This is a genomic window from Rhodococcus aetherivorans (assembly GCF_011058165.1).
In the GTDB taxonomy this organism is placed as follows: Bacteria; Actinomycetota; Actinomycetes; order Mycobacteriales; family Mycobacteriaceae; genus Rhodococcus; species Rhodococcus aetherivorans.
On the sequence record NZ_JAALEG010000027.1, the window covers coordinates 1 to 18,682 of the forward strand.

Below are 18,682 nucleotides of genomic sequence, written 5' to 3' on the forward strand. Positions count from 1 at the left end.
GAACGGGTCACGACCGAGGACACCAGTGGAAACGCCGGGCAGACCGGCGAGACACTCATGCCCGAAACCGGAACAACGTCCGAAAACGATCGGAGATCAGACACAGATCAACGACGGTGGATCAGGGTTCAGGCTCGGTGGGTGGCGCCGCGGCCACTCCGGCGCCACCCACCGCCTCACCATTCATTCCACGAGCCCAGGAGACACCCCCGTGGCCGACAAGCACCGCATCAATTTCGAGCCCGTCGACATCGAGATGGAAGTCGGCGAGGACGAGTACATCCTCGACGCCGCCTTCCGGCAGGGCATCCATCTGATGCACGGCTGCCGCGAGGGGCGTTGCTCGGCCTGCAAATCCTTTGTCCTCGACGGCGACATCCAAATGGAGGACTATTCGACGTTCGCCTGCAACGACGCCGAGACCGACGAGGGGCACGTACTGCTCTGCCGCTCGACTGCATACAGCGACTGCACCATCGAACTGCTCAATTTCGACGAGGACGAACTCCTGGGTGGTATCCCCATCCAAGAAGTGCGCACCCGGATCACCGCGATCGAGCCGATGACCAAGGACATTGTGTCGCTGCAACTGCAGCCCGTCGAACCCACGGAGTACGAGTTCAAACCTGGTCAGTACTCCGACCTGCAGATACCGGGAACCGAGGAACATCGGTCCTTCTCCATGGCGACGACCCGATCGACGCCGGGACATGTCGAGTTCCTCATCAAGAAGTACCCCGGTGGCAAGTTCGCCGGCTTGCTCGAGGACGGCATCTCGGTGGGCGACGAGATCACCCTGACCGGACCGTACGGATCCTTCACCCTCAAGGACGGTCACGTCCTGCCGGTGGTCTTCATCGGCGGCGGCGCCGGCATGGCCCCGATCCTCTCGCTCCTGCGGCACATGAGCGAGACCGGCAGCACCCGGCCCGTCCGGTTCTACTACGGTGCCCGCACGCCGGCGGATCTGTTCTACCTCGAAGAGATCCTCGAACTGGGAAAGACCCTGACGGACTTCGTGTTCGTGCCCTGCCTCTCGGAGTCGGCGGAGCCGGTGCCGTCCGGACTCCCGGAGGTCGAGGAAGGCAACGTCACCGACATCGTGGACCGTCGCGAGCCGGACATCCATCGGAGCGAGGTCTACCTGTGCGGGCCACCCCCCATGGTCGATGCAGCCCTGGAATTGCTCGAGGTGCACAACACCCCGAAAGACCAGATCTTCTACGACAAGTTCACCAGCCCCGCCTTCGAGTAGGCGCCGTAGGAAACCACCCTGCTCCTTCACCGACAGAAGTGAGAAACGAGATGACCGCATCTACCGACTCCAAGCACCGTAGCTTCCCGAAGATCGAGTTCACCGACTCCGAAGCCGGCGCGCTGGACTTTCCCAGCTCCCGCAGCCGCACCTTCACCTACTACACGCCGGCCAAGAAGCGGTCGACGATGTACGAGGACGTCACCGTCGACGTGCAGCCCGATCCCGAGCGGCACCTGTCGCAGGGCTGGATCTACGGCTTCGGCGACGGACCGGGCGGATACCCGAAGGAATGGACGGCCGCGAAGTCGTCGAACTGGCACGCCTTCCTCGACCCGAACGAGGAGTGGGACCAGACGATCTACCGCAACAACGCGGCGGTCGTGCGCCAGGTCGATCTGTGCCTGCAGAACGCCAAGCGCGCCCGCGCCTACGACGGCTGGAACACGCCGTGGCTGAAGTTCATCGAGCGCAACCTCGGCGCCTGGATGCACGCCGAGAACGGCCTGGCGCTGCACGTGTTCACCTCCATCCAGCGGTCCGGGCCCACGAACATGATCAACACCGCGGTGGCGGTCAACGCGGCACACAAGATGCGGTTCGCGCAGGACCTCGCGCTGTTCAACCTCGACTTGTCCGAGGCCGGGATACCGTTCGACGGGGCCGCCCACAAGGAGGTCTGGCAGTCGGCGCCCGAATGGCAGCCCACCCGCGAGGTCGTCGAACGGCTCACCGCGGTGCCGGACTGGTGCGAGCTGCTCTTCGCCACCAACATCGTCTTCGAGCAGCTTGTCGGCTCGCTGTTCCGCAGCGAACTGGTCATGCAGATCGCCGCCCGCAACGGCGACTACATCACGCCGACGATCGTCGGCACCGGTGAGCACGACTACGACCGGGATCTCGCGTACACGCGCAACCTCTTCCGGCTGCTCACCCGCGACGAGCAGTTCGGCGAATCGAACAGGGAGCTGTTCGGGACCTGGCTGGCGACCTGGGTGCCGCGCTGCCTCGACGCCGCGCGCGCCCTGCAGCCGATCTGGTCGCAGCCGGCCGACAAGGCGGTCACCTTCGCCTCCAGCCTCGAGGCGGCCGAGGCGAAGTTCCGTTCCCTGCTCGAGGACATCGGGCTCGACATCGCGAAGGAGCTGGACAAGTGAGCATGCAATTCGGATCGGCCACCGAGTTCTCCAACATGTGTGGCGTCACCCTGATGAACACCCCGATCGGCCGCGTGGTCGCCGAGGTCATGGGCGCCAAGGACGGCGTGCAGCTGACGGAGTACCCGTCGATGATCCGCGTCGACGGCGTCAACCGCCTCGAGTTCGACTACGAGGAACTCACCGACGCTCTCGGCTCCGACTTCGACGGCTCCGTCTTCGAGGAGATCAGCTCCACCCACTACGGGCGCATGGTGCACCTCGATGACAAGACCATGCTCTTCGCCAGTCCCGAGGACGCCGCCGAGTACATCGGATTCGATCTCACGGCGCACTGACCGCGGCCGTCCGGGCCCGCAGACCGGGCCCGGACGGCTCCCGATCCACCACCGGCACACGACAGAACGAGGGAAGCGATGTACGAGAAGGACGGGCAGCAGTACTTCATCGTGGACGGGCACGTGCACATCTGGGACGGCCGCGAGTCGAACCAGAAGAACGTGCACGGGCGGCAGTTCATCGACTGCTTCTACGACTACCACAAGAACCTCAGCCCCGAGGAGGAGGTGTGGGACTACGACACCTACACCTACTACGGCGGCGAACGCCTCATGAAGGACCTGTTCGTGGACGGTCACGTGGACCACGCGATCTTCCAGGCCACCCTGTTGAGCGACTTCTACCGCAACGGGTTCGGGCAGACCGAGGAGGCGTTCGGGCTCACCCGCAAGCACCCCGACAAGCTCACGTACAACCATGCCTACGATCCCCGTTACGGGGAGGCCGGCCTCGAACAGCTGCGCCGGGACGCCGAACGGATGAACCTCCAGGGCGTCAAGCTCTACACCGCCGAATGGCACGGCGACTCCCGCGGATACAAGCTCGACGACCCGTGGTCGAGGCGCTACCTCGAGGAGTGCATCGAGCTGGGGATCAAGAACATCCACGTGCACAAGGGCCCCACCATCCGGCCGCTGGACCGTGACGCCTTCGACGTCGCCGACGTGGACAAGGTCGCCACCGACTACCTCGATCTGCGCTTCGTCGTCGAACACGTGGGCCTGCCCCGGCTCGAGGACTTCTGCTGGATCGCCACCCAGGAGTCCAACGTGTACGGCGGTCTGGCCGTGGCGATGCCGTTCATCCACACCCGTCCCCGGTACTTCGCCCAGATCATCGGCGAATTGCTCTACTGGATCGGCGAGGACAAGATCCTGTTCGCCAGCGACTACGCGCTGTGGACCCCGAAGTGGCTGATCGAGAAGTTCGTGGACTTCCAGATCCCGGAGGACATGACCGAATACGCGCCGATCACCGTCGAACAGAAGAAGAAGATCCTCGGCCTCAACGCCGCGGCGCTCTACGACATCGACGTCCCGGAACACCTGCGGCTGCCCGAGCCGGCCGGACAGGAGGGGGTCGAGGTCGCCGCGGGAGCCCAGCAGGCGGTGTCGTCGTGACCGCGGCTCCGGTGTCGGGCAGCGACGTGCTCGCCGCGCTCGGCACCGTGGTCGATCCCGAACTGGACGAACCGATCACCGATCTCGGCTTCGTGCGGTCGGTGGTCCTCGACGACGACGGGGTGACCGTGCACCTGCGGCTGCCCACCGCGTTCTGTTCGCCGAACTTCGCCTACCTCATGGCATCCGACGCGCAGGACGCCCTGCGGGCGATCGAGGACATCGGGCACGTGCGGATCCTCCTCGACGACCACCACGACAGCGGCAAGATCAACCGCGGTCTCGCCGCCGACGCCGGCTACCGGGGCACCTTCGGCTCCGAGGCGGAGGAGAACCTCGACGAGTTGCGCCGCACGTTCCGGCGCAAGGCGCACCTCGCCGCCCTGGAACGCTGCCTCGAGAACCTGCTGAAGCACTCGGAGCTCACCGTCGACGACATCCCGTCGCTGACGCTGAGCGACATCCCGCCCGGCCGGCAGAAGGCGGCCCTGATACGCCGGCGGCTCGACATCGGCCTGAGCCTGTGCCCGGCCAGCCGGGTGTTCGTCGACGACGACGGGCGGCCGATCCCCCGTGAGGCGGTACCGATGCGGCTGCGGTTCGCCAAGTCCGTGCGGATCTCCATGGAGGGGAACGCACACTTCTGCCGCGGGCTGCTCGCGACCCGGTACGCCGACAGCGACGGCGGATCGGCAACACCCCGGGTCGCCGACGTCCGAACCAGTTGTTCCGCAATCGTCAGGAGAGTGTCATGAAGGCCGTGCAGGTGGTGGGGTACCACACCAAGCTCCAGCTCGAGGAGATCCCCGAGCCGAAGATCGAGGGCCCGCTCGACGTCGTCGTCCGCATCGGCGGAGCGGGCGTGTGCCGCACCGACATCCACATCCTCGAGGGGCAGTGGGCCGAGAAGAGCGGCGTCGTCCTGCCGTACACGATCGGCCACGAGAACGCCGGCTGGGTCCACGCCGTCGGCGACGCCGTCACCAACGTCGCCGTCGGCGACAAGGTCATCCTCCACCCCCTCATCACGTGCGGACTCTGCCGCGCGTGCCGGTTCGGCGACGACGTGCACTGCGAGAACAGCCGGTTCCCCGGCATCGACACCAACGGTGGCTACGCCGAGTACCTGCGCACCACCGCGCGCAGCGTGGTCCGGATCGACGATTCGCTCGAGCCGTCCGACGTCGCAGCCCTCGCCGACGCCGGGCTCACGGCCTACCACGCGGTCGCCAAGGCCGCGCGGGCGACGCGACCGGGCGACGTGTGCGTCATGATCGGGGCGGGCGGCCTCGGCCACATCGGCATCCAGGTCCTGAAGGCGGTCTCCGCGGCGACCCTGATCGTGGTGGACCGCAACCCGGCCGCCGTCGCGCTGGCCGTCGGGATCGGTGCCGACCACGGCATCGTCGCCGACGGAACCCACGTGCAGCAGGTGCTCGAGCTGACCGGCGGCCGCGGCGCCGAGGCCGTGGTGGACTTCGTCGGCGAGGGCGGCGCCACGAGGGACGGCGTCGCGATGCTGCGCCGCGCCGGCAACTACTACGTGGTCGGATACGGCGAGAACATCGACGTCCCCACGATCGACGTGATCTCCACCGAGATCAACTTCATCGGCAATCTCGTCGGTTCCTACAACGACCTGCAGGAGCTCATGGCCCTCGCCGCCCAGGGAAAAGTCACGCTGCACACCACGAAATATCCGCTCGAGCAGTTCCAGCAGGCGATCGACGACCTCGACGCGGGACGGGTCCGCGGCCGCGCGATCCTCGTCCCCTGAACCGCACCCCGCACAGTCAGCACGAAAGGAAACCCAGCCATGGCCAAGGATCTGCGGTTCAACCAGGAGGCACGCCTCCTTCTCGAGTACGGGGTCAACGCGCTCGCCGACGCGGTCAAGGTGACCCTCGGCCCCAAGGGCCGCAACGCGGTGCTCGAGAAGCTGACCGGCCCACCCACCATCACCAACGACGGTGTCACGATCGCCCGCGAGATCCAGCTGCGGGACCCGTTCGCCAACATGGGCGCGCAGCTGGTCAAGGAAGTGGCAATGAAGACCAACGGCGTCGTCGGTGACGGCACCACGACCGCGACCGTGCTGGCGCAGGCCATGGTCCGCGAGGGGATGCGGGCCGTCGACGCCGGTGCCAATCCCATGCGGGTGCGGCGCGGCATCGAACGCACCGTTCCCGTCGTCGTCGAGGCACTGCGGGACCGGTCGGTGCAGGTCGACGGACGCAAGGATCTCGAGCGCATCGCGACCCTCGCCGCGAGCGACGACGAGGCCATCGGCGAGGCCATCGCCGAGGCGGTCTCCCACGTGGGCAGGTCCGGCATCGTCACCACCGAGGAGAGCGAGACCCTCGGGATGTCGGTGAGCGTCGTCGACGGCATCGAATTCGACCACGGCTACATCTCCGGCTACATGGTGACCAACCCCGAACGCATGGAAGCGGTCCACGAGAATCCGCTGATCCTGTTGACCAACAAGAAGATCACCCAGGTGCAGGAGATCATGCCGAGCATCGAGGCGGCCAAGCGCGCCGATCGGCCCCTCGTCGTGCTGGCCGAGGACGTCGACGGCCCCGCCCTGCAGCTCCTCGTCGGCGGCAACATGCACAACACCATGCAGTCCGTCGTCGTGCGGGCGCCCGGCTTCGGGCACCGGCGCGTCGCCGAGCTGCAGGACCTCGCGGTCGCGCTGGGCGGGCACGTCGTCGCCAAGGACACCGGCGTCGAACTGTCCGAGGTGACGGCCGAGCACCTCGGTTCCTGCGACCGCATCACCGTCACCGAGAACGAGACGACGATCGTCGGCGGCCACGGCGATCAGAGTCTCCTCGATGCGCGGATCGCGCAGCTCGAGGCGCAGCTCGGACGGGCCCGGATCGACGCCGACCAGGACAGCCTCCAGCTGCGCATCGCCCGGCTCACCGGGCGGGTCGCCGTCATCCGCGTCGGCGGCGCCACCAGCGTCGAACTCAAGGAACGCATGCTGCGCGTCGAGGACGCCCTGGCCGCCACCCGGGCCGCCCTCGAGGACGGCATCGTCGCCGGGGGCGGCACCGCCCTGGGGCAGGCGCACCGGGCGCTGGCCGAGCTCGACCTGCCCGGCGACGAAGGCATCGGCCGCGACGTGGTGCGGCGTGCCCTGCCCGAGCCGCTCCGGTGGATCGCGGTCAACGCCGGCTTCGACGGCGACGAGGTCGTGGAGGTCGTCGCGGGGCTGCCGTCGGGACACGGGTTCAACGCGCTCTCCGGCAAGTACGGCGACATGTTCGACGAGGGCGTCGTCGACCCGTTCAAGGTCACCCGCGCCGCGCTCGAGAGCGCCGCGTCCATCGCGGCGCTGCTCATCACCACCGAGACCGCGATCGTGGAGGAGGTCTTCGGCAACCCCGGGGCGATCCACGCGCCCGGCTTCGGGGACCTGGCCGAGGGCATGGTCCGCCCGTCCAACATCTACTGATCGCCGGGGGATCGTCTCGGCGGCGGCCGGGCCTCGTCGGTCGCTTCCCTCCGAGGCAACCGGCCGCCGCCGTGCCCACCACGGCTCGACAGGAAGGGAGTGCGCAATGATCTTCATCGTGGTCAGGTTCCGGGTCCGTCGCGAATACCGGGACGACTGGGTCGCCCTCACAAAGGAATTCACCGAGTCGACGCGGGCCGAACCGGGCAATCTGTGGTTCGAGTGGTCGCGCAGCGTGGACGACCCGTCCGAGTACGTGCTCGTCGAGGCGTTCCGCGACGGTGAGGCCGGTGCCGCCCACGTCGGTGCCGACCACTTCCGCAAGGGGCTCGACGCCATGCGCCCGGCGCTGAGCGAGACCCCGCGGATCCTCCACACCGAGATCCCCGGCGTCGAGTGGTCCCGCATGGGCGAACTCGAAATATAGGCGGCTCGCCGCCGTGACACTGTGGCGGCTCGCCGCCGTGACACTGTGGCGGCTCGCCGCCGTGACACTCTGGTGGCTCGCCGCCGTGGCGCCCTTTCGGATCTCCCCCGATCCGAAAGGGCACCACAATCAATGACTCTCGCGCACGAGCAGGCGCAGTTCCGCGCCGAGCGTGCACGCCCGCGGCAGATCGACGAGCCCGTCCTCGCGCAGTTCGGTGGTCAGGCGCGTCACCCGGGCGATCGCGTCCGGGACCCGCCGCTGCCACCGCGCCAGGACCTCGTCGACGTCGGCCGGAGCGATCGGGGTGCCGTCCCGGCGCAGGATCGCGGCGACGAGGGCGTGGTGGCGTTCGGCGAGCTCGTCCCGCACCGTGGCGATCGCCGTGCTGTCCCACCAGGTGTGGGATCCGGCGGACAGGTCCGGCGACGTCCCGTCGAGCCCCAGCAGCGAACCCGTGCCGGCGTGCACCCGGGCGACGGTGCGCGCCGGGCAGTTCAGCGTGTACGCCGTGTCGACCAGGGCCGGGTACTCGCCGAGTAGCCGGAAGTCCGGCCCCCCGTCCGCCCCGGTGTCGCTCAGCAGGTCCTCCACTCCGGCACGCAGCCGGGTGATCTCGGCGCTCACGTCGAGCGGCGACGGCCGCAGCCGCAGGATCCACGAGGCCGCATGCTCGACGAAATTCTGCACGGTGCCGAGCCGCGCCCAGCGTTCGGCGCCGGAACCGGGGCGGTCCCGCGCCTCGGCCCACAACCGGTCGGTGTCGAACACCGCCCGGATCACCGCGTACGCCCGTGCGACCGCCGGCGTGCGCACCCCGAGTCGTTCCTCGAGCTGATAGATCATCCCCGGTCCGACGTGGTCGACGAGGTCGGAGGCGATCCGGGTCGCGACGATCTCGCGGCGCAGGGGATGATCCCGGATCTCGTCCTGCAGCAGTCCGCGCATGCGTTCGGGGAAGTACGCCTGGGCGACGTCGGCGAAGACGGGGTCGTCGGGCACATCCGACTCGAGCAGGTCCCGGCACACGACGTTCTTCGACCGCGCGAGCAGCACCGCGATCTCCGGCCTGGTCAGCCCGCGGCCGGCCCCGGCCCGCGCGGCCAGCTCCTGCACCGTGGGCAGTACCTCGGTGCTGCGGCGGATCCCGTCGCCGGTCTCGAGGTGGCTGATGAGCCGCTCGTGCCGGCCGAGGAGCCGGGCCGCGCGCGAGACGGCGAGCCCGAGCGCCACCGACTGGTCCCGGCTCGTGCGCAACACCGTGCGGGCCACCTCGTCACGGGCGTCGCCGAGCAGGCGGTTGCGTTCCTCGAGTGTCAGACGTCCGCTGCGCCGGGCGGATTCGAGGGCGATCTTCAGGTTCACCTCGGCGTCGGAGGTGGCGACGCCGGCCGCGTTGTCGATGAAGTCCGCGTTGATGCGGCCACCCGCCGCCGAGAACTCGATGCGTGCCCGCTGCGTGAAACCGAGGTTGCCGCCCTCGCCGACGACGCGGCAGCGGAGCTGGGAGGCATCGACGCGGACGTCGTCGTTACCCGGATCGGCTGCATCCGTGTGACTTTCGGAGGTGGCCTTGACGTAGGTGCCGACGCCGCCGTTCCAGAGCAGGTCCACCGGTGCGGTCAGCAGCGCCTTGATCAATTCGCTCGGGGTGGTGGTGGGGTGCGGCAGACCGAGCAGGCGCCGTGCGGGTTCCGGGACGGTGACGGACTTCGCGGAGCGAGGCCACACCCCTCCGCCGGGCGAGAGGACGTCGCGGTCGACATCGTCCCAGCTCGATCCGGGGCGCTCGAACAGCCGGCGGCGCTCCGCGTAGGCGCGGGCCGGGTCCGGGTCCGGGTCGAGGAAGATGTGCCGGTGGTCGAACGCGCCGACGAGGCGCAGGTGCGGGGAGAGCAGCATCCCGTTGCCGAAGACGTCGCCGGACATGTCTCCGATCCCCACCGCCGTCACCTCGGTGGTGTCCACGTCGACACCGAGGTCGGCGAAGTGCTCGCGAACCGCGACCCACGCGCCGCGCGCGGTGATGCCCATGGCCTTGTGGTCGTATCCGCTGGATCCGCCGGAGGCGAAGGCGTCGCCGAGCCAGTAGTCGTACTCCGCTGCGATGGAGTTCGCCAGGTCGGAGAACGCGGCGGTGCCCTTGTCCGCGGCCACCACCAGATATCCGTCGTCCCCACCGTGGACGACCGTACGGTCCGGGTGCACGATCTTCCCGTCGACGATATTGTCGACGAGATCGAGCATTCCCCGGATGAACGTCGAATAGGCCTGGGCCGGAGAGACATCCGGGTTTCGCCGCACGAACGCACCCTTGGCGCCGACGGGGACGATGGGAGCGTTCTTCACCACCTGGGTCTTCATCAGGCCGAGTACCTCGGTGCGGTAGTCCTCCGGGCGGTCCGAGAATCGCACACCGCCACGGGCGACGGTGCCGCTCCGCACGTGGATGCCCTCCATGTCGTCCGAGTGGACGAAGATCTCGCGGTGGGGGACGACGGGCCCGGGATCGGCGAGACGTCCGGAATCGAGCATGAATGCGCCGTACGATTTCGGTGCGCCGTGTTCGTCGCGCTGGTACCAGTTGGTGCGCACGGTGGCGGTGACGAACGACTCCAGGCTGCGCAGGATGCGGTCCTCGTCGAGGCTTTCCGCCGCGCCGCGCCGCGCGGCGAGCGCCCGCTCCGCCCGCTCGGCGGCGACGTCCCGGTCGCACCGGTCCGGGTCGAAGCGCGCGGCGAAGCAGGCGACGAGGGCCTCGACGAATCCTGGATGCCGGCAGAGGGTATCGACGATGTACCGCTCCGACATGATCAGACCGGCCTGGCGGGCGAAGCGGCCGGCGGCCCGGACCAGGGCGATGTCCCGCACGTCCACATCGGCGACGACGGCGAGGCGGGCGTACCGGTCGACGACGGTGCGGCCCTGCGCATGGGCGTCGACGACCGCCGCTACCCGGCAAGGCGAACCCGGCCCCCACTCCGGGGGCGTGACGAACGCGAACCGATGCACCCGGCGATCCTCGCCGTCCCCCGTCAGGTGTTCGTGATCGTCGATCCGCAGCCCGAAGTGTTCGAAGGTGTGGACGGAGTCGGACAGCGACGGATCGCGGCCCGGCCACCTCATGACGGCGTCGGCGACGCCGTCGCGGGCAGCGCGCTCGACGAACAGGAGGGCCGGATGCTCCCCGCGTGACCCGGCGAGGTGCCGCGCGGCCCCGGCGACGTCGGTGGGCAGCGGTTCGTGTCGATGCGTGGTGGCGGTATCGGTGGTCATCGGCGTGTCCTTTCGATCACCCGGTGTGGGCCGTGGTGTGCCGCCAGTCTGCGGGCGACCCCTGGAGACGGACATGTACTCGATGTCCATGTATGCGGCGGAACTTGTACTTCCGGTCCATGAGTGACCGGCGTTCTCGCCCCTACAGTTCGAGGAAACCGACGGAGGGAGAAGGACATGACCGCAGTGGAACTCGTACGGGGCGGGCCCGGACTCGAGCAGGCACGCCGCATCGTGACGGAAATCCCGGGCCCCCGGTCCCGCGAGCTGGCGCAGCGCCGTGCCGCCGCGCTGCCGGCAGGCCTGGCCAGTGGCGCCGAAATCTACGCGGCGGCGGGCGGCGGGGGTGTGCTCGTCGACGTGGACGGGAACTCCTTCATCGACCTCGGTTCCGGCATCGCCGTCACCACCGTCGGCAACTCCGCGCCGCGCGTCGTCGAACGCGCCACCGCGCAGCTGCAGCAGTTCACCCACACCTGCTTCCTCGCCACGCCGTACGAGCCGTACATCGAGGTTGCCGAGGTCCTCAACCGGCTGACCCCCGGAACCCACGCCAAGCGCACGGCACTGTTCAACACCGGCAGCGAGGCCGTCGAGAACGCCGTGAAGTACGCCCGCGCGGCGACCGGTCGTTCCGCCGTGGTCACGTTCGACCACGCCTTCCACGGCCGGACGCTGATGACGATGACCATGACGGCGAAGAACCAGCCCTACAAGCACTCCTTCGGTCCGTTCGCCCCGGAGGTCTACCGCGCGCCGATGGCCTACCCCTACCGGTGGCCGAGCGGGCCCGACCGCGCCGCGGACGAGGCGTTCGAGCAGTTCCGGCTGCTCGTCGACGCCCAGATCGGCGCGGACCAGGTGGCGTGCGTCGTCGTCGAACCCATCCAGGGCGAAGGCGGGTTCATCGTCCCCGCCGACGGATTCCTCCGCCGCGTCGCCGATTTCTGCCGGGACCGCGGCATCCTCGTCGTCGCCGACGAGGTGCAGACCGGCATCGCCCGCACCGGAGCATGGTTCGCCTGCGAGCACGAAGGCCTGGTGCCGGATCTGATCGTCACGGCGAAGGGACTCGCCGGCGGGCTTCCGCTCGCGGCCGTCACCGGCCGGGCCGAGATCATGGATCGCGCCCACCCGGGCGGCATCGGCGGCACCTACAGTGGCAACCCCGCGGCGTGCGCGGCGGCCCTCGGGGTGTTCGAGACGATCGAAGCGGAGCATCTGCTCGACCGGGCTCAGGAAATCGGCGCGCTGATGCTGCGGGAACTGCGCGACATCGGCACCCACCACCCCGTCGTCGGCGACGTCCGCGGACGCGGCGCCATGATCGCCGTCGAACTCGTCGAGCCCGGTACGACCACTCCCAACCGCGAGGCCGTCGCGGAGATCGTCCGGTACTGCCAGGCCCACGGGGTCCTCACCCTGACCGCCGGCACGTTCGGGAACGTGCTCCGTTTCCTGCCGCCGCTGTCGATCTCCGACGAGCTGCTCACCGAGGCGTTCTCGGTGCTGCGCGACGCGTTCGCCGCCCTCTGACCACCACCGCTCCCTACTCCGCGAGGACCAGCACATGACCACCACCGCACCCGCCCGCACGACCGGTCCGCTGCGACCGCTCGAACTCCTCGGCGCCGACACACTGCTCGACGCCGACGAACGCGACATCGCCGCCACCGTCCGCCGCTTCGTCGAGACCCGGCTCGTCCCCGAGGTCGGCGACTGGTTCGAATCCGCGACGCTGCCCAAGGAAGTGGCGAAGGAGTTCGGCGCCCTCGGCGTCCTCGGCATGCACCTGGACGGGTACGGCTGCGCCGGCACCAACGCCGTCAGCTACGGCCTGGCCTGCCTGGAACTCGAGGCCGGCGACAGCGGATTCCGCAGCTTCGTCTCGGTGCAGGGTTCGCTGTCGATGTTCTCCATCCACCGCTACGGATCCGACGAACAGAAGCAGGAATGGCTGCCCCGCCTGGCCTCCGGAGACGCCATCGGATGCTTCGGCCTGACGGAACCCGACTTCGGGTCCAACCCTTCGGGAATGCGCACCCGCGCCCGCCGGGACGGTTCGGACTGGATCCTCACCGGCACCAAGATGTGGATCACCAACGGCAATCTCGCGGACGTCGCCACGGTGTGGGCCCAGACCGACGAGGGTGTCCGCGGGTTCCTGGTTCCCACCGACACACCCGGCTTCACCGCCAACAGGATTCACCGCAAGCTGTCGCTGCGGGCTTCGGTGACCTCCGAGCTGGTCCTCGACAACGTGCGCCTGCCGGGCTCGGCCGAGCTTCCCCTCGCCCGCGGCCTCGGGGCTCCCCTGTCGTGCCTCAACGAGGCCCGGTTCGGCATCGTGTTCGGCGCGCTCGGCGCGGCCCGGAACAGCCTCGAGACCGCGTTGGACTACGCCGCCTCCCGGGAGGTCTTCGACCGCCCGCTCGCCGCCTACCAGCTCACCCAGGAGAAGCTGGCCGACATGACGCTCGAGCTCGGCAAGGGCTTCCTGCTCGCACTGCACCTCGGCCGCCTCAAGGACGAGTCCGGTGTCACCCCCGAGCAGATCAGCCTCGGCAAGCTCAACAACGTGCGCGAGGCATTGGCCATTGCCCGCGAATGCCGGACCATTCTCGGCGCCAGCGGCATCACCCTCGAGTACTCGCCGCTGCGGCACGCCAACAACCTCGAGTCGGTGCTGACCTACGAGGGCACCAGCGAGATGCACCTGCTCTCGATCGGCCGCGCCCTGACCGGTCACGCCGCATTCCGCTGACCCGCACCGTCGAAGCGTCGAAGGGACACACGATGACGACACCCGTTCTGCTGCAGCACTACATCGACGGCGAGTGGTTCGACGGCGGGGCCGAGGCCCTGGCGAGCATCAGCCCCGCCGAGCCGGACGTCACCGTGGCCCGCGGTCGTGCGGCCACGGGCGACGACGTCGACCGGGCCGTGGCCGCCGCGCGCGCCGCGGCCCGGCCATGGGCGAGAACCCCGGCGCACGAGCGCGGTGCCGTCCTCGCCCGGGCGGCTGCCGTCGTCGAATCGTCCGCGTCGCAGTGGGGCGCGGAACTTGCCCGGGAGGAGGGCAAGACGCGGGGCGAAGGCGTCGCCGAGGTGCTCCGCGCGGCCCAGATCCTGCGCTTCTACGGCGGCGAGGGCGACCGGGAGGCCGGCGAGATGTTCGCCTCCCCCCGCCGCGGTGAGCAGATCCTGGTCGCGCGCAAGCCCGTCGGCGTCGTCGGGGTCATCACCCCCTTCAACTTCCCCATCGCCATCCCCGCCTGGAAGATCGCCCCGGCACTGACCTACGGCAACACCGTGGTGTGGAAGCCGGCGGGCACCGTGCCGCTGCTGGCCATGCGGCTGATGCAGGCCCTCGCCGACGCCGGCCTGCCGCCGGGGGTGCTCAACCTCGTCATCGGTGGCCGGGCGGTCGGCGCCGGCATCGCCGACCATCCGGGTGTCGACGCGCTGACCTTCACCGGTTCCACGGCGGTGGGCCGGAGCCTCGCGGCGGCGGGAGCCGCCCGGGGGGTGCCGGTGCAGGCGGAGATGGGCGGCAAGAACGCGGCGGTGGTGCTCGGCGACGCGGACCTCGATCTCGCCGCCGAACAGGTGCTGCTCGGCGCGTTCCGGTCGTCGGGGCAGAAGTGCACGGCGACCTCCCGGCTCATCGTCACCGACGACGTCGCCGACGAGTTCGTCGGTGAACTCGTCGCCCGGATCGGGAAGTGGACCGTCGGCAATCCCCTGGACGAGGACGTCCACATGGGTCCGGTGGTCGACGCCGCGGCGCGGGCGTCGATCCGGGCGGGGGTCGACGAGGCGGTACGCCAGGGTGCCCGAGTGTTGTGCGGGGGCCGGCCCTACGAGGACGGTGAACTGGCGGCCGGGTTCTACGTGCCGCCCACCGTGCTCGAGCTGCCCGGCACCCGGCTCGACGTGTGGCGCGAGGAACTGTTCGGGCCCGTGCTGGCCGTGTGCCGGGCGGCCGACGCCGAGACGGCGTTCGCGCTCGCCGACGACAGCGAGTACGGCTTGTCGGCGGCGGTGTTCACCCAGGACCTCACCCGCGCCCTCGGGGCGCTCGACGACCTGGACGTGGGCATCCTGCACATCAACTCCGAATCCGCCGGCGCCGACCCGCACGTCCCGTTCGGCGGCGCGAAGAAGAGCGGGTACGGCCCGAAGGAACAGGGCCGCGCCGCACGGGAGTTCTTCACCCACACCACGACCGTCTACCTTCGCGGCGGGAGGCCGATCGCATGAGCAGGGGCGCACTCGACGGCATCGTCGTCGCCGACTTCACCCGGGTCCTCGCCGGCCCCTACGCCACGATGATGCTCGCGGACATGGGTGCCGAGGTCGTCAAGATCGAACGTCCCGGCACCGGCGACGACACCCGCGCGTGGGGACCGCCCTACGACGACGAGGGCTCGGCCACGTACTTCAACTCGGTGAACCGCAACAAGACCTCCGTGGTCCTGGACCTCGCGTCGGAGGACGGCCGCGCCGAGGCCCGCCGGCTCGTGGCGCGCGCGGACATCGTGGTCGAGAACTTCCGGGCGGGCACCATGGAGCGGCTCGGCCTGGGCTACGACGAGCTGCTCGACGTGAACCCGGGGCTGATCTACTGCTCCGTCACCGGGTTCGGGAGCGGGGACGGAGCGGCACTGCCGGGCTACGACCTGCTCGTGCAGGCCGTCGGTGGGCTCATGAGCATCACCGGACCCGAGGCCGGTACGCCGACGAAGGTGGGTGTCGCGGTCGTCGACGTGCTCACCGGCCTGCACGCCCTCGCCGGCATCCTCGCCGCTCTGCATCATCGGGAGCGCACCGGCGAGGGGCAGCGCGTCGAGACCAACCTTCTTTCCGCGCTCCTGTCGTCGCTCGTCAATCAGGCGTCGGCGTACCTCGGTGCCGGGGTGGTGCCCGGCATCCTCGGGAACCGGCACCCCAGCATCGCCCCGTACGAGGTGTTCACGACCAAGGACCGGCCGCTGGCGCTGGCGGTGGGCAACGACAAGCAGTTCACCCGGCTCGCCGAGACGATCGGCGCGCCGGAGCTGGCCACCGATCCGCGCTTCCGCAGCAACCCGCTGCGCGTCGCACACCGCGAGGAACTGTGCGCCGAGATCACCTCGATCCTCGTCACGGCCGGGGCCGACCACTGGTACGACGAACTCTCCCGCGTGGGTGTTCCGGCCGGACCCATCAACGACGTCGCCGAGGCATTCGAGTTCGCCCGGCGTCTCGGCCTCGACGCCGTGGTGTCCGTGCCGGGAAGCGCCACGCCACAGGTCGGAAATCCGTTGAGCTTCTCCAGGACTCCGGTCCGGTACCGTTCGGCCCCGCCACCCCTGGGTGGAGCCGCGGACTGACCGGCAGGAACCGGAGGAGTGCCCGTCCCGTCGCGTCCGGCCGCGGCGGGACGGGCGTCGTGCCGCACCGAACCGAACGGCGGGCGCCTCCGTCGTCCGTCCCCTCCCTCGATCAGGGATGCGCGATGGCGCGATCCTCGGGGGCGGGAACGGTGGCTGCGGGCCGTCGCAGACCGAAGGACTCGAAGCCGACGACGTACAGGAGCGTCACCAACGCGAACAGGTCCATGAATCCGAGGGCGTTGCCGTGCAGGCCGCCGGCGACGGCCGGCTCGTGGAGCACGATCTCGGCGATCACGTAGTAGTACAGGACGAACGTGGTCACGGCGAGGGCGAACGTGATCGCTGCACGGGACAGCAGGTTCACCACGGCCCCGCCGCCCGTCGGCCTGTTGCCGAAGGCGTTGGCCCACAGAATCATCCATGCGACCCAGCACACGCCCAGCTGGGCCGGGAACTGATCGAGCGGGAAGCCCGGTTCGGCTGCCGTGCCGGGACCGACGAGCACCGCACACACCGCACGCAGTGCCGCGAACAGCACGGTGCCGAGCACGATGTTGCCGACCGTCGAGACCAGTGCGACCCGCATGCGGCTGCCGGCGAGCCGCCACGGCCAGTTCTCCCAGGTCTGTCCGGTGAGCACGATCGCGACGATGATCGAGTAGTACCAGCCGAGCAGTGTGTCGATGCCGAGCAGTGCTGTGCCTTCCCGAACCGTCTCCGAGACCGCGGGTACACCCAACACGAGATAGAGCAGTGCGGTGGGGACGAGGAGGGAGACGATCTCGCAGGCGCCGACCCACGGCTGTTTCAGGCCCAGATCTGTCCACGGCCAGTGTCCCCAGTTGAGCACCACCAGGACCCACGTGGAGAAGCCGAACAGGACGAACAACGCGCCCGTGAAGTAGCCCAGGCCGTCGGGACGCGCGGCCGCGTAGTCGGGATACAGGTGGCCGATTCCGCTCGCCAGGGCATACGTGACAACGACGGCGAAAGCCGTAGCGGCGCCGAGGAACGCAATGCCGCGCCAGGGTTGCCGTAGCCGGTCGAATCCCCAGAGTTCGAGGTTGAATCCGGCCCACACGACGAACAGCAGGGCCCAGAACAGGGCGGCGTTGAACGGCAACGGATACAGGTCGAACGGGCTGAGCCGCGGGTCGGCGAGCAGATACCACGCCGCGACGGAGGCGGTGGTGATCACGGCGGTGTTGGCGACACCGAATCCGAGCCACCCCGGGGACGTGTCGGCGTGCGAGCGTTCGGGCATGGGGTACCGAAACCTTCTGTGATGCCCTCGAAACGAGGGGCGAGGGGAACGTCGGCCGAGGAGATCGGTGAGTGGTGTGGTGGCCGGAGTCGGCTGCCGGATCGCGGACCGTGTCCTCGAGGGTTCTTCGTCAGCACCGCCGGCGCAGTTCGGGACCGGCCGTGGGAGCGTGGAGCATCGGAGTGTCCTTCCCGTGAGAATGCGACTCGTGAGAATGTGACTCGGAGCACACTCGAAACGATCGCGCGTCACAACTGTTGCGCCGCGTTGCATCCCCCGCTCGGGTCCGGATCGTCCGCCACGGCCGCCCGGCATCTCCCGGACCTCGACGGCCGCTCACCACTCCGGCCGGGTGTGGATCGAGTCGAGGTCGCAGCGGTCAGCCGAAATGTTGGCTACAATTATGTACATGACGACTCTTCCGGTGGCCGAGGCGCGGGCGCAGTTCTCCCGTCTGGTCGACGAGGCCGAGCGCACCCACGAGCGGTTCGAGATCACCCGAAATGGGCACCGGGCCGCGGTGCTGCTCGGTGCCGACGACTACGACGCGCTGCGCGAGACCATTGCCGTGCTGGCCGAGAAGTCCCTGCTTGCCGACCACCTCACGGGAATGGCCGAGATCGAGGCCGGGGACAGCCTCGATGCCGCATCCCTCGCCGAGATCATGTCCGCGGGCAAGCCCGGCGACGAGTGAGCGTTCCCGGCGAGCCCTACACCCTGATCGTGGCCCGTACCGCTGCCCGTGCGCTCGAGCGGACCCTGCCCGAGAAGGTCGCCGCCGCGGTGTACGAGTTCCTCACCGGACCCCTCCTCGAAAACCCGCACCGGGTCGGCAACGAACTCGCCCCACCGTTGGCACCGGCCTGCTCCGCCCGCCGCGGCTCCTACCGGGTGCTGTACCTGATCGACGAGAACACCCGCCAGGTCCGAGTCACCGCGATCTCCCACCGCGCCGACGCGTACCGCACCTGAATCGTCCGGGGCGCGGCCGGGGTGAGG

The 18,682-nt window shown here is 69.3% G+C and carries 16 protein-coding genes; 14 read left to right on the top strand and 2 right to left on the bottom strand.

Features of this window, described 5'->3' with window-relative positions:
* Positions 1 to 211: 211 nt before the first annotated feature.
* The 8 genes from G6039_RS13025 (at position 212) to G6039_RS13060 (ending at position 7,765) form a co-directional block, all read left to right on the top strand.
* A complete protein-coding gene (locus tag G6039_RS13025; RefSeq protein ID WP_043801009.1) occupies positions 212 to 1,255 on the top strand; it encodes a 2Fe-2S iron-sulfur cluster-binding protein in 1,044 nt (347 codons plus the stop codon).
* Positions 1,256 to 1,305: 50 nt separating this feature from the next.
* Positions 1,306 to 2,412, top strand: a complete 1,107-nt coding sequence (locus tag G6039_RS13030) for an aromatic/alkene monooxygenase hydroxylase subunit beta (protein ID WP_029546746.1) — start codon at positions 1,306 to 1,308, stop codon at positions 2,410 to 2,412.
* A complete protein-coding gene (gene mimD / locus G6039_RS13035) occupies positions 2,409 to 2,750 on the top strand; it encodes a propane 2-monooxygenase effector subunit MimD (protein WP_029546745.1) in 342 nt (113 codons plus the stop codon). The genes G6039_RS13030 and mimD overlap by 4 nt, the downstream gene beginning before the upstream one ends.
* A 78-nt stretch (positions 2,751 to 2,828) precedes the next feature.
* The gene (locus G6039_RS13040; RefSeq protein WP_029546744.1) at positions 2,829 to 3,872 is read left to right on the top strand and encodes an amidohydrolase family protein; all 1,044 of its coding nucleotides are present in this window, start codon (positions 2,829 to 2,831) and stop codon (positions 3,870 to 3,872) included.
* Positions 3,869 to 4,627 carry an iron-sulfur cluster assembly protein gene (locus G6039_RS13045; protein ID WP_006932129.1) on the top strand — a complete coding sequence of 253 codons (759 nt, stop codon included), beginning with the start codon at positions 3,869 to 3,871 and terminating at the stop codon, positions 4,625 to 4,627. Before G6039_RS13040 ends, G6039_RS13045 begins: the two co-directional genes overlap by 4 nt.
* Entirely contained in the window at positions 4,624 to 5,649 is a 1,026-nt protein-coding gene (locus tag G6039_RS13050) for an NAD(P)-dependent alcohol dehydrogenase (RefSeq protein WP_029546743.1), read from the top strand. Before G6039_RS13045 ends, G6039_RS13050 begins: the two co-directional genes overlap by 4 nt.
* A 39-nt stretch (positions 5,650 to 5,688) precedes the next feature.
* Positions 5,689 to 7,338 (top strand): chaperonin GroEL, encoded by a 1,650-nt coding sequence (groL, locus tag G6039_RS13055; protein WP_006932131.1) that lies wholly within the window; start codon positions 5,689 to 5,691, stop codon positions 7,336 to 7,338.
* Between the two features lie 106 nt (positions 7,339 to 7,444).
* Positions 7,445 to 7,765 (top strand): putative quinol monooxygenase, encoded by a 321-nt coding sequence (locus tag G6039_RS13060; RefSeq protein WP_029546742.1) that lies wholly within the window; start codon positions 7,445 to 7,447, stop codon positions 7,763 to 7,765.
* Between the two features lie 129 nt (positions 7,766 to 7,894).
* Here the strand turns inward: G6039_RS13060 and G6039_RS13065 are convergent, their stop codons facing one another.
* A complete protein-coding gene (locus tag G6039_RS13065; RefSeq protein WP_043801005.1) occupies positions 7,895 to 11,041 on the bottom strand; it encodes an NAD-glutamate dehydrogenase domain-containing protein in 3,147 nt (1,048 codons plus the stop codon).
* Positions 11,042 to 11,218: 177 nt separating this feature from the next.
* Here G6039_RS13065 and gabT point away from each other — a divergent pair, with 177 nt between their 5' ends.
* Genes gabT through G6039_RS13085 form a run of 4 tightly spaced genes read left to right on the top strand, consistent with a single transcriptional unit; the run spans position 11,219 to position 16,416 of the window.
* Entirely contained in the window at positions 11,219 to 12,577 is a 1,359-nt protein-coding gene (gabT, locus tag G6039_RS13070; protein WP_029546739.1) for a 4-aminobutyrate--2-oxoglutarate transaminase, read from the top strand.
* 34 nt (positions 12,578 to 12,611) lie between these two features.
* Complete coding sequence (locus G6039_RS13075) at positions 12,612 to 13,805, top strand: acyl-CoA dehydrogenase family protein (RefSeq protein ID WP_006932150.1); 1,194 nt, start codon at positions 12,612 to 12,614, stop codon at positions 13,803 to 13,805.
* Between the two features lie 32 nt (positions 13,806 to 13,837).
* Positions 13,838 to 15,304: an aldehyde dehydrogenase family protein gene (locus G6039_RS13080; RefSeq protein WP_043801001.1), complete on the top strand. Its 1,467-nt coding sequence runs from the start codon at positions 13,838 to 13,840 to the stop codon at positions 15,302 to 15,304.
* A complete protein-coding gene (locus tag G6039_RS13085) occupies positions 15,301 to 16,416 on the top strand; it encodes a CaiB/BaiF CoA transferase family protein (protein ID WP_006932154.1) in 1,116 nt (371 codons plus the stop codon). Before G6039_RS13080 ends, G6039_RS13085 begins: the two co-directional genes overlap by 4 nt.
* A 112-nt stretch (positions 16,417 to 16,528) precedes the next feature.
* Here G6039_RS13085 and G6039_RS13090 read toward each other — a convergent pair whose 3' ends face one another.
* Complete coding sequence (locus tag G6039_RS13090) at positions 16,529 to 17,683, bottom strand: hypothetical protein (RefSeq protein WP_043800998.1); 1,155 nt, start codon at positions 17,681 to 17,683, stop codon at positions 16,529 to 16,531.
* Between the two features lie 403 nt (positions 17,684 to 18,086).
* On the opposite strand from G6039_RS13090, the gene G6039_RS13095 reads away from it, so the two are divergent.
* Positions 18,087 to 18,377 (top strand): type II toxin-antitoxin system Phd/YefM family antitoxin, encoded by a 291-nt coding sequence (locus G6039_RS13095; protein ID WP_006932157.1) that lies wholly within the window; start codon positions 18,087 to 18,089, stop codon positions 18,375 to 18,377.
* Positions 18,374 to 18,655 (top strand): type II toxin-antitoxin system RelE family toxin, encoded by a 282-nt coding sequence (locus G6039_RS13100; protein ID WP_006932158.1) that lies wholly within the window; start codon positions 18,374 to 18,376, stop codon positions 18,653 to 18,655. Before G6039_RS13095 ends, G6039_RS13100 begins: the two co-directional genes overlap by 4 nt.
* Positions 18,656 to 18,682 lie beyond the last annotated feature (27 nt).

What these genes read in the sequence shown, in the direction of transcription:
- G6039_RS13075 (WP_006932150.1), top strand. Translation starts at nt 12,612, where the DNA reads ATGACCACCACCGCACCCGCCCGCACGACCGGTCCGCTGCGACCGCTC.
- G6039_RS13030 (WP_029546746.1), top strand. Translation starts at nt 1,306, where the DNA reads ATGACCGCATCTACCGACTCCAAGCACCGTAGCTTCCCGAAGATCGAG.
- G6039_RS13085 (WP_006932154.1), top strand. Translation starts at nt 15,301, where the DNA reads ATGAGCAGGGGCGCACTCGACGGCATCGTCGTCGCCGACTTCACCCGG.
- G6039_RS13065 (WP_043801005.1), bottom strand. Translation starts at nt 11,041, where the DNA reads ATGACCACCGATACCGCCACCACGCATCGACACGAACCGCTGCCCACC.
- G6039_RS13090 (WP_043800998.1), bottom strand. Translation starts at nt 17,683, where the DNA reads ATGCCCGAACGCTCGCACGCCGACACGTCCCCGGGGTGGCTCGGATTC.
- groL (WP_006932131.1), top strand. Translation starts at nt 5,689, where the DNA reads ATGGCCAAGGATCTGCGGTTCAACCAGGAGGCACGCCTCCTTCTCGAG.
- G6039_RS13040 (WP_029546744.1), top strand. Translation starts at nt 2,829, where the DNA reads ATGTACGAGAAGGACGGGCAGCAGTACTTCATCGTGGACGGGCACGTG.
- G6039_RS13095 (WP_006932157.1), top strand. Translation starts at nt 18,087, where the DNA reads ATGTACATGACGACTCTTCCGGTGGCCGAGGCGCGGGCGCAGTTCTCC.
- G6039_RS13080 (WP_043801001.1), top strand. Translation starts at nt 13,838, where the DNA reads ATGACGACACCCGTTCTGCTGCAGCACTACATCGACGGCGAGTGGTTC.
- G6039_RS13050 (WP_029546743.1), top strand. Translation starts at nt 4,624, where the DNA reads ATGAAGGCCGTGCAGGTGGTGGGGTACCACACCAAGCTCCAGCTCGAG.
- G6039_RS13060 (WP_029546742.1), top strand. Translation starts at nt 7,445, where the DNA reads ATGATCTTCATCGTGGTCAGGTTCCGGGTCCGTCGCGAATACCGGGAC.
- gabT (WP_029546739.1), top strand. Translation starts at nt 11,219, where the DNA reads ATGACCGCAGTGGAACTCGTACGGGGCGGGCCCGGACTCGAGCAGGCA.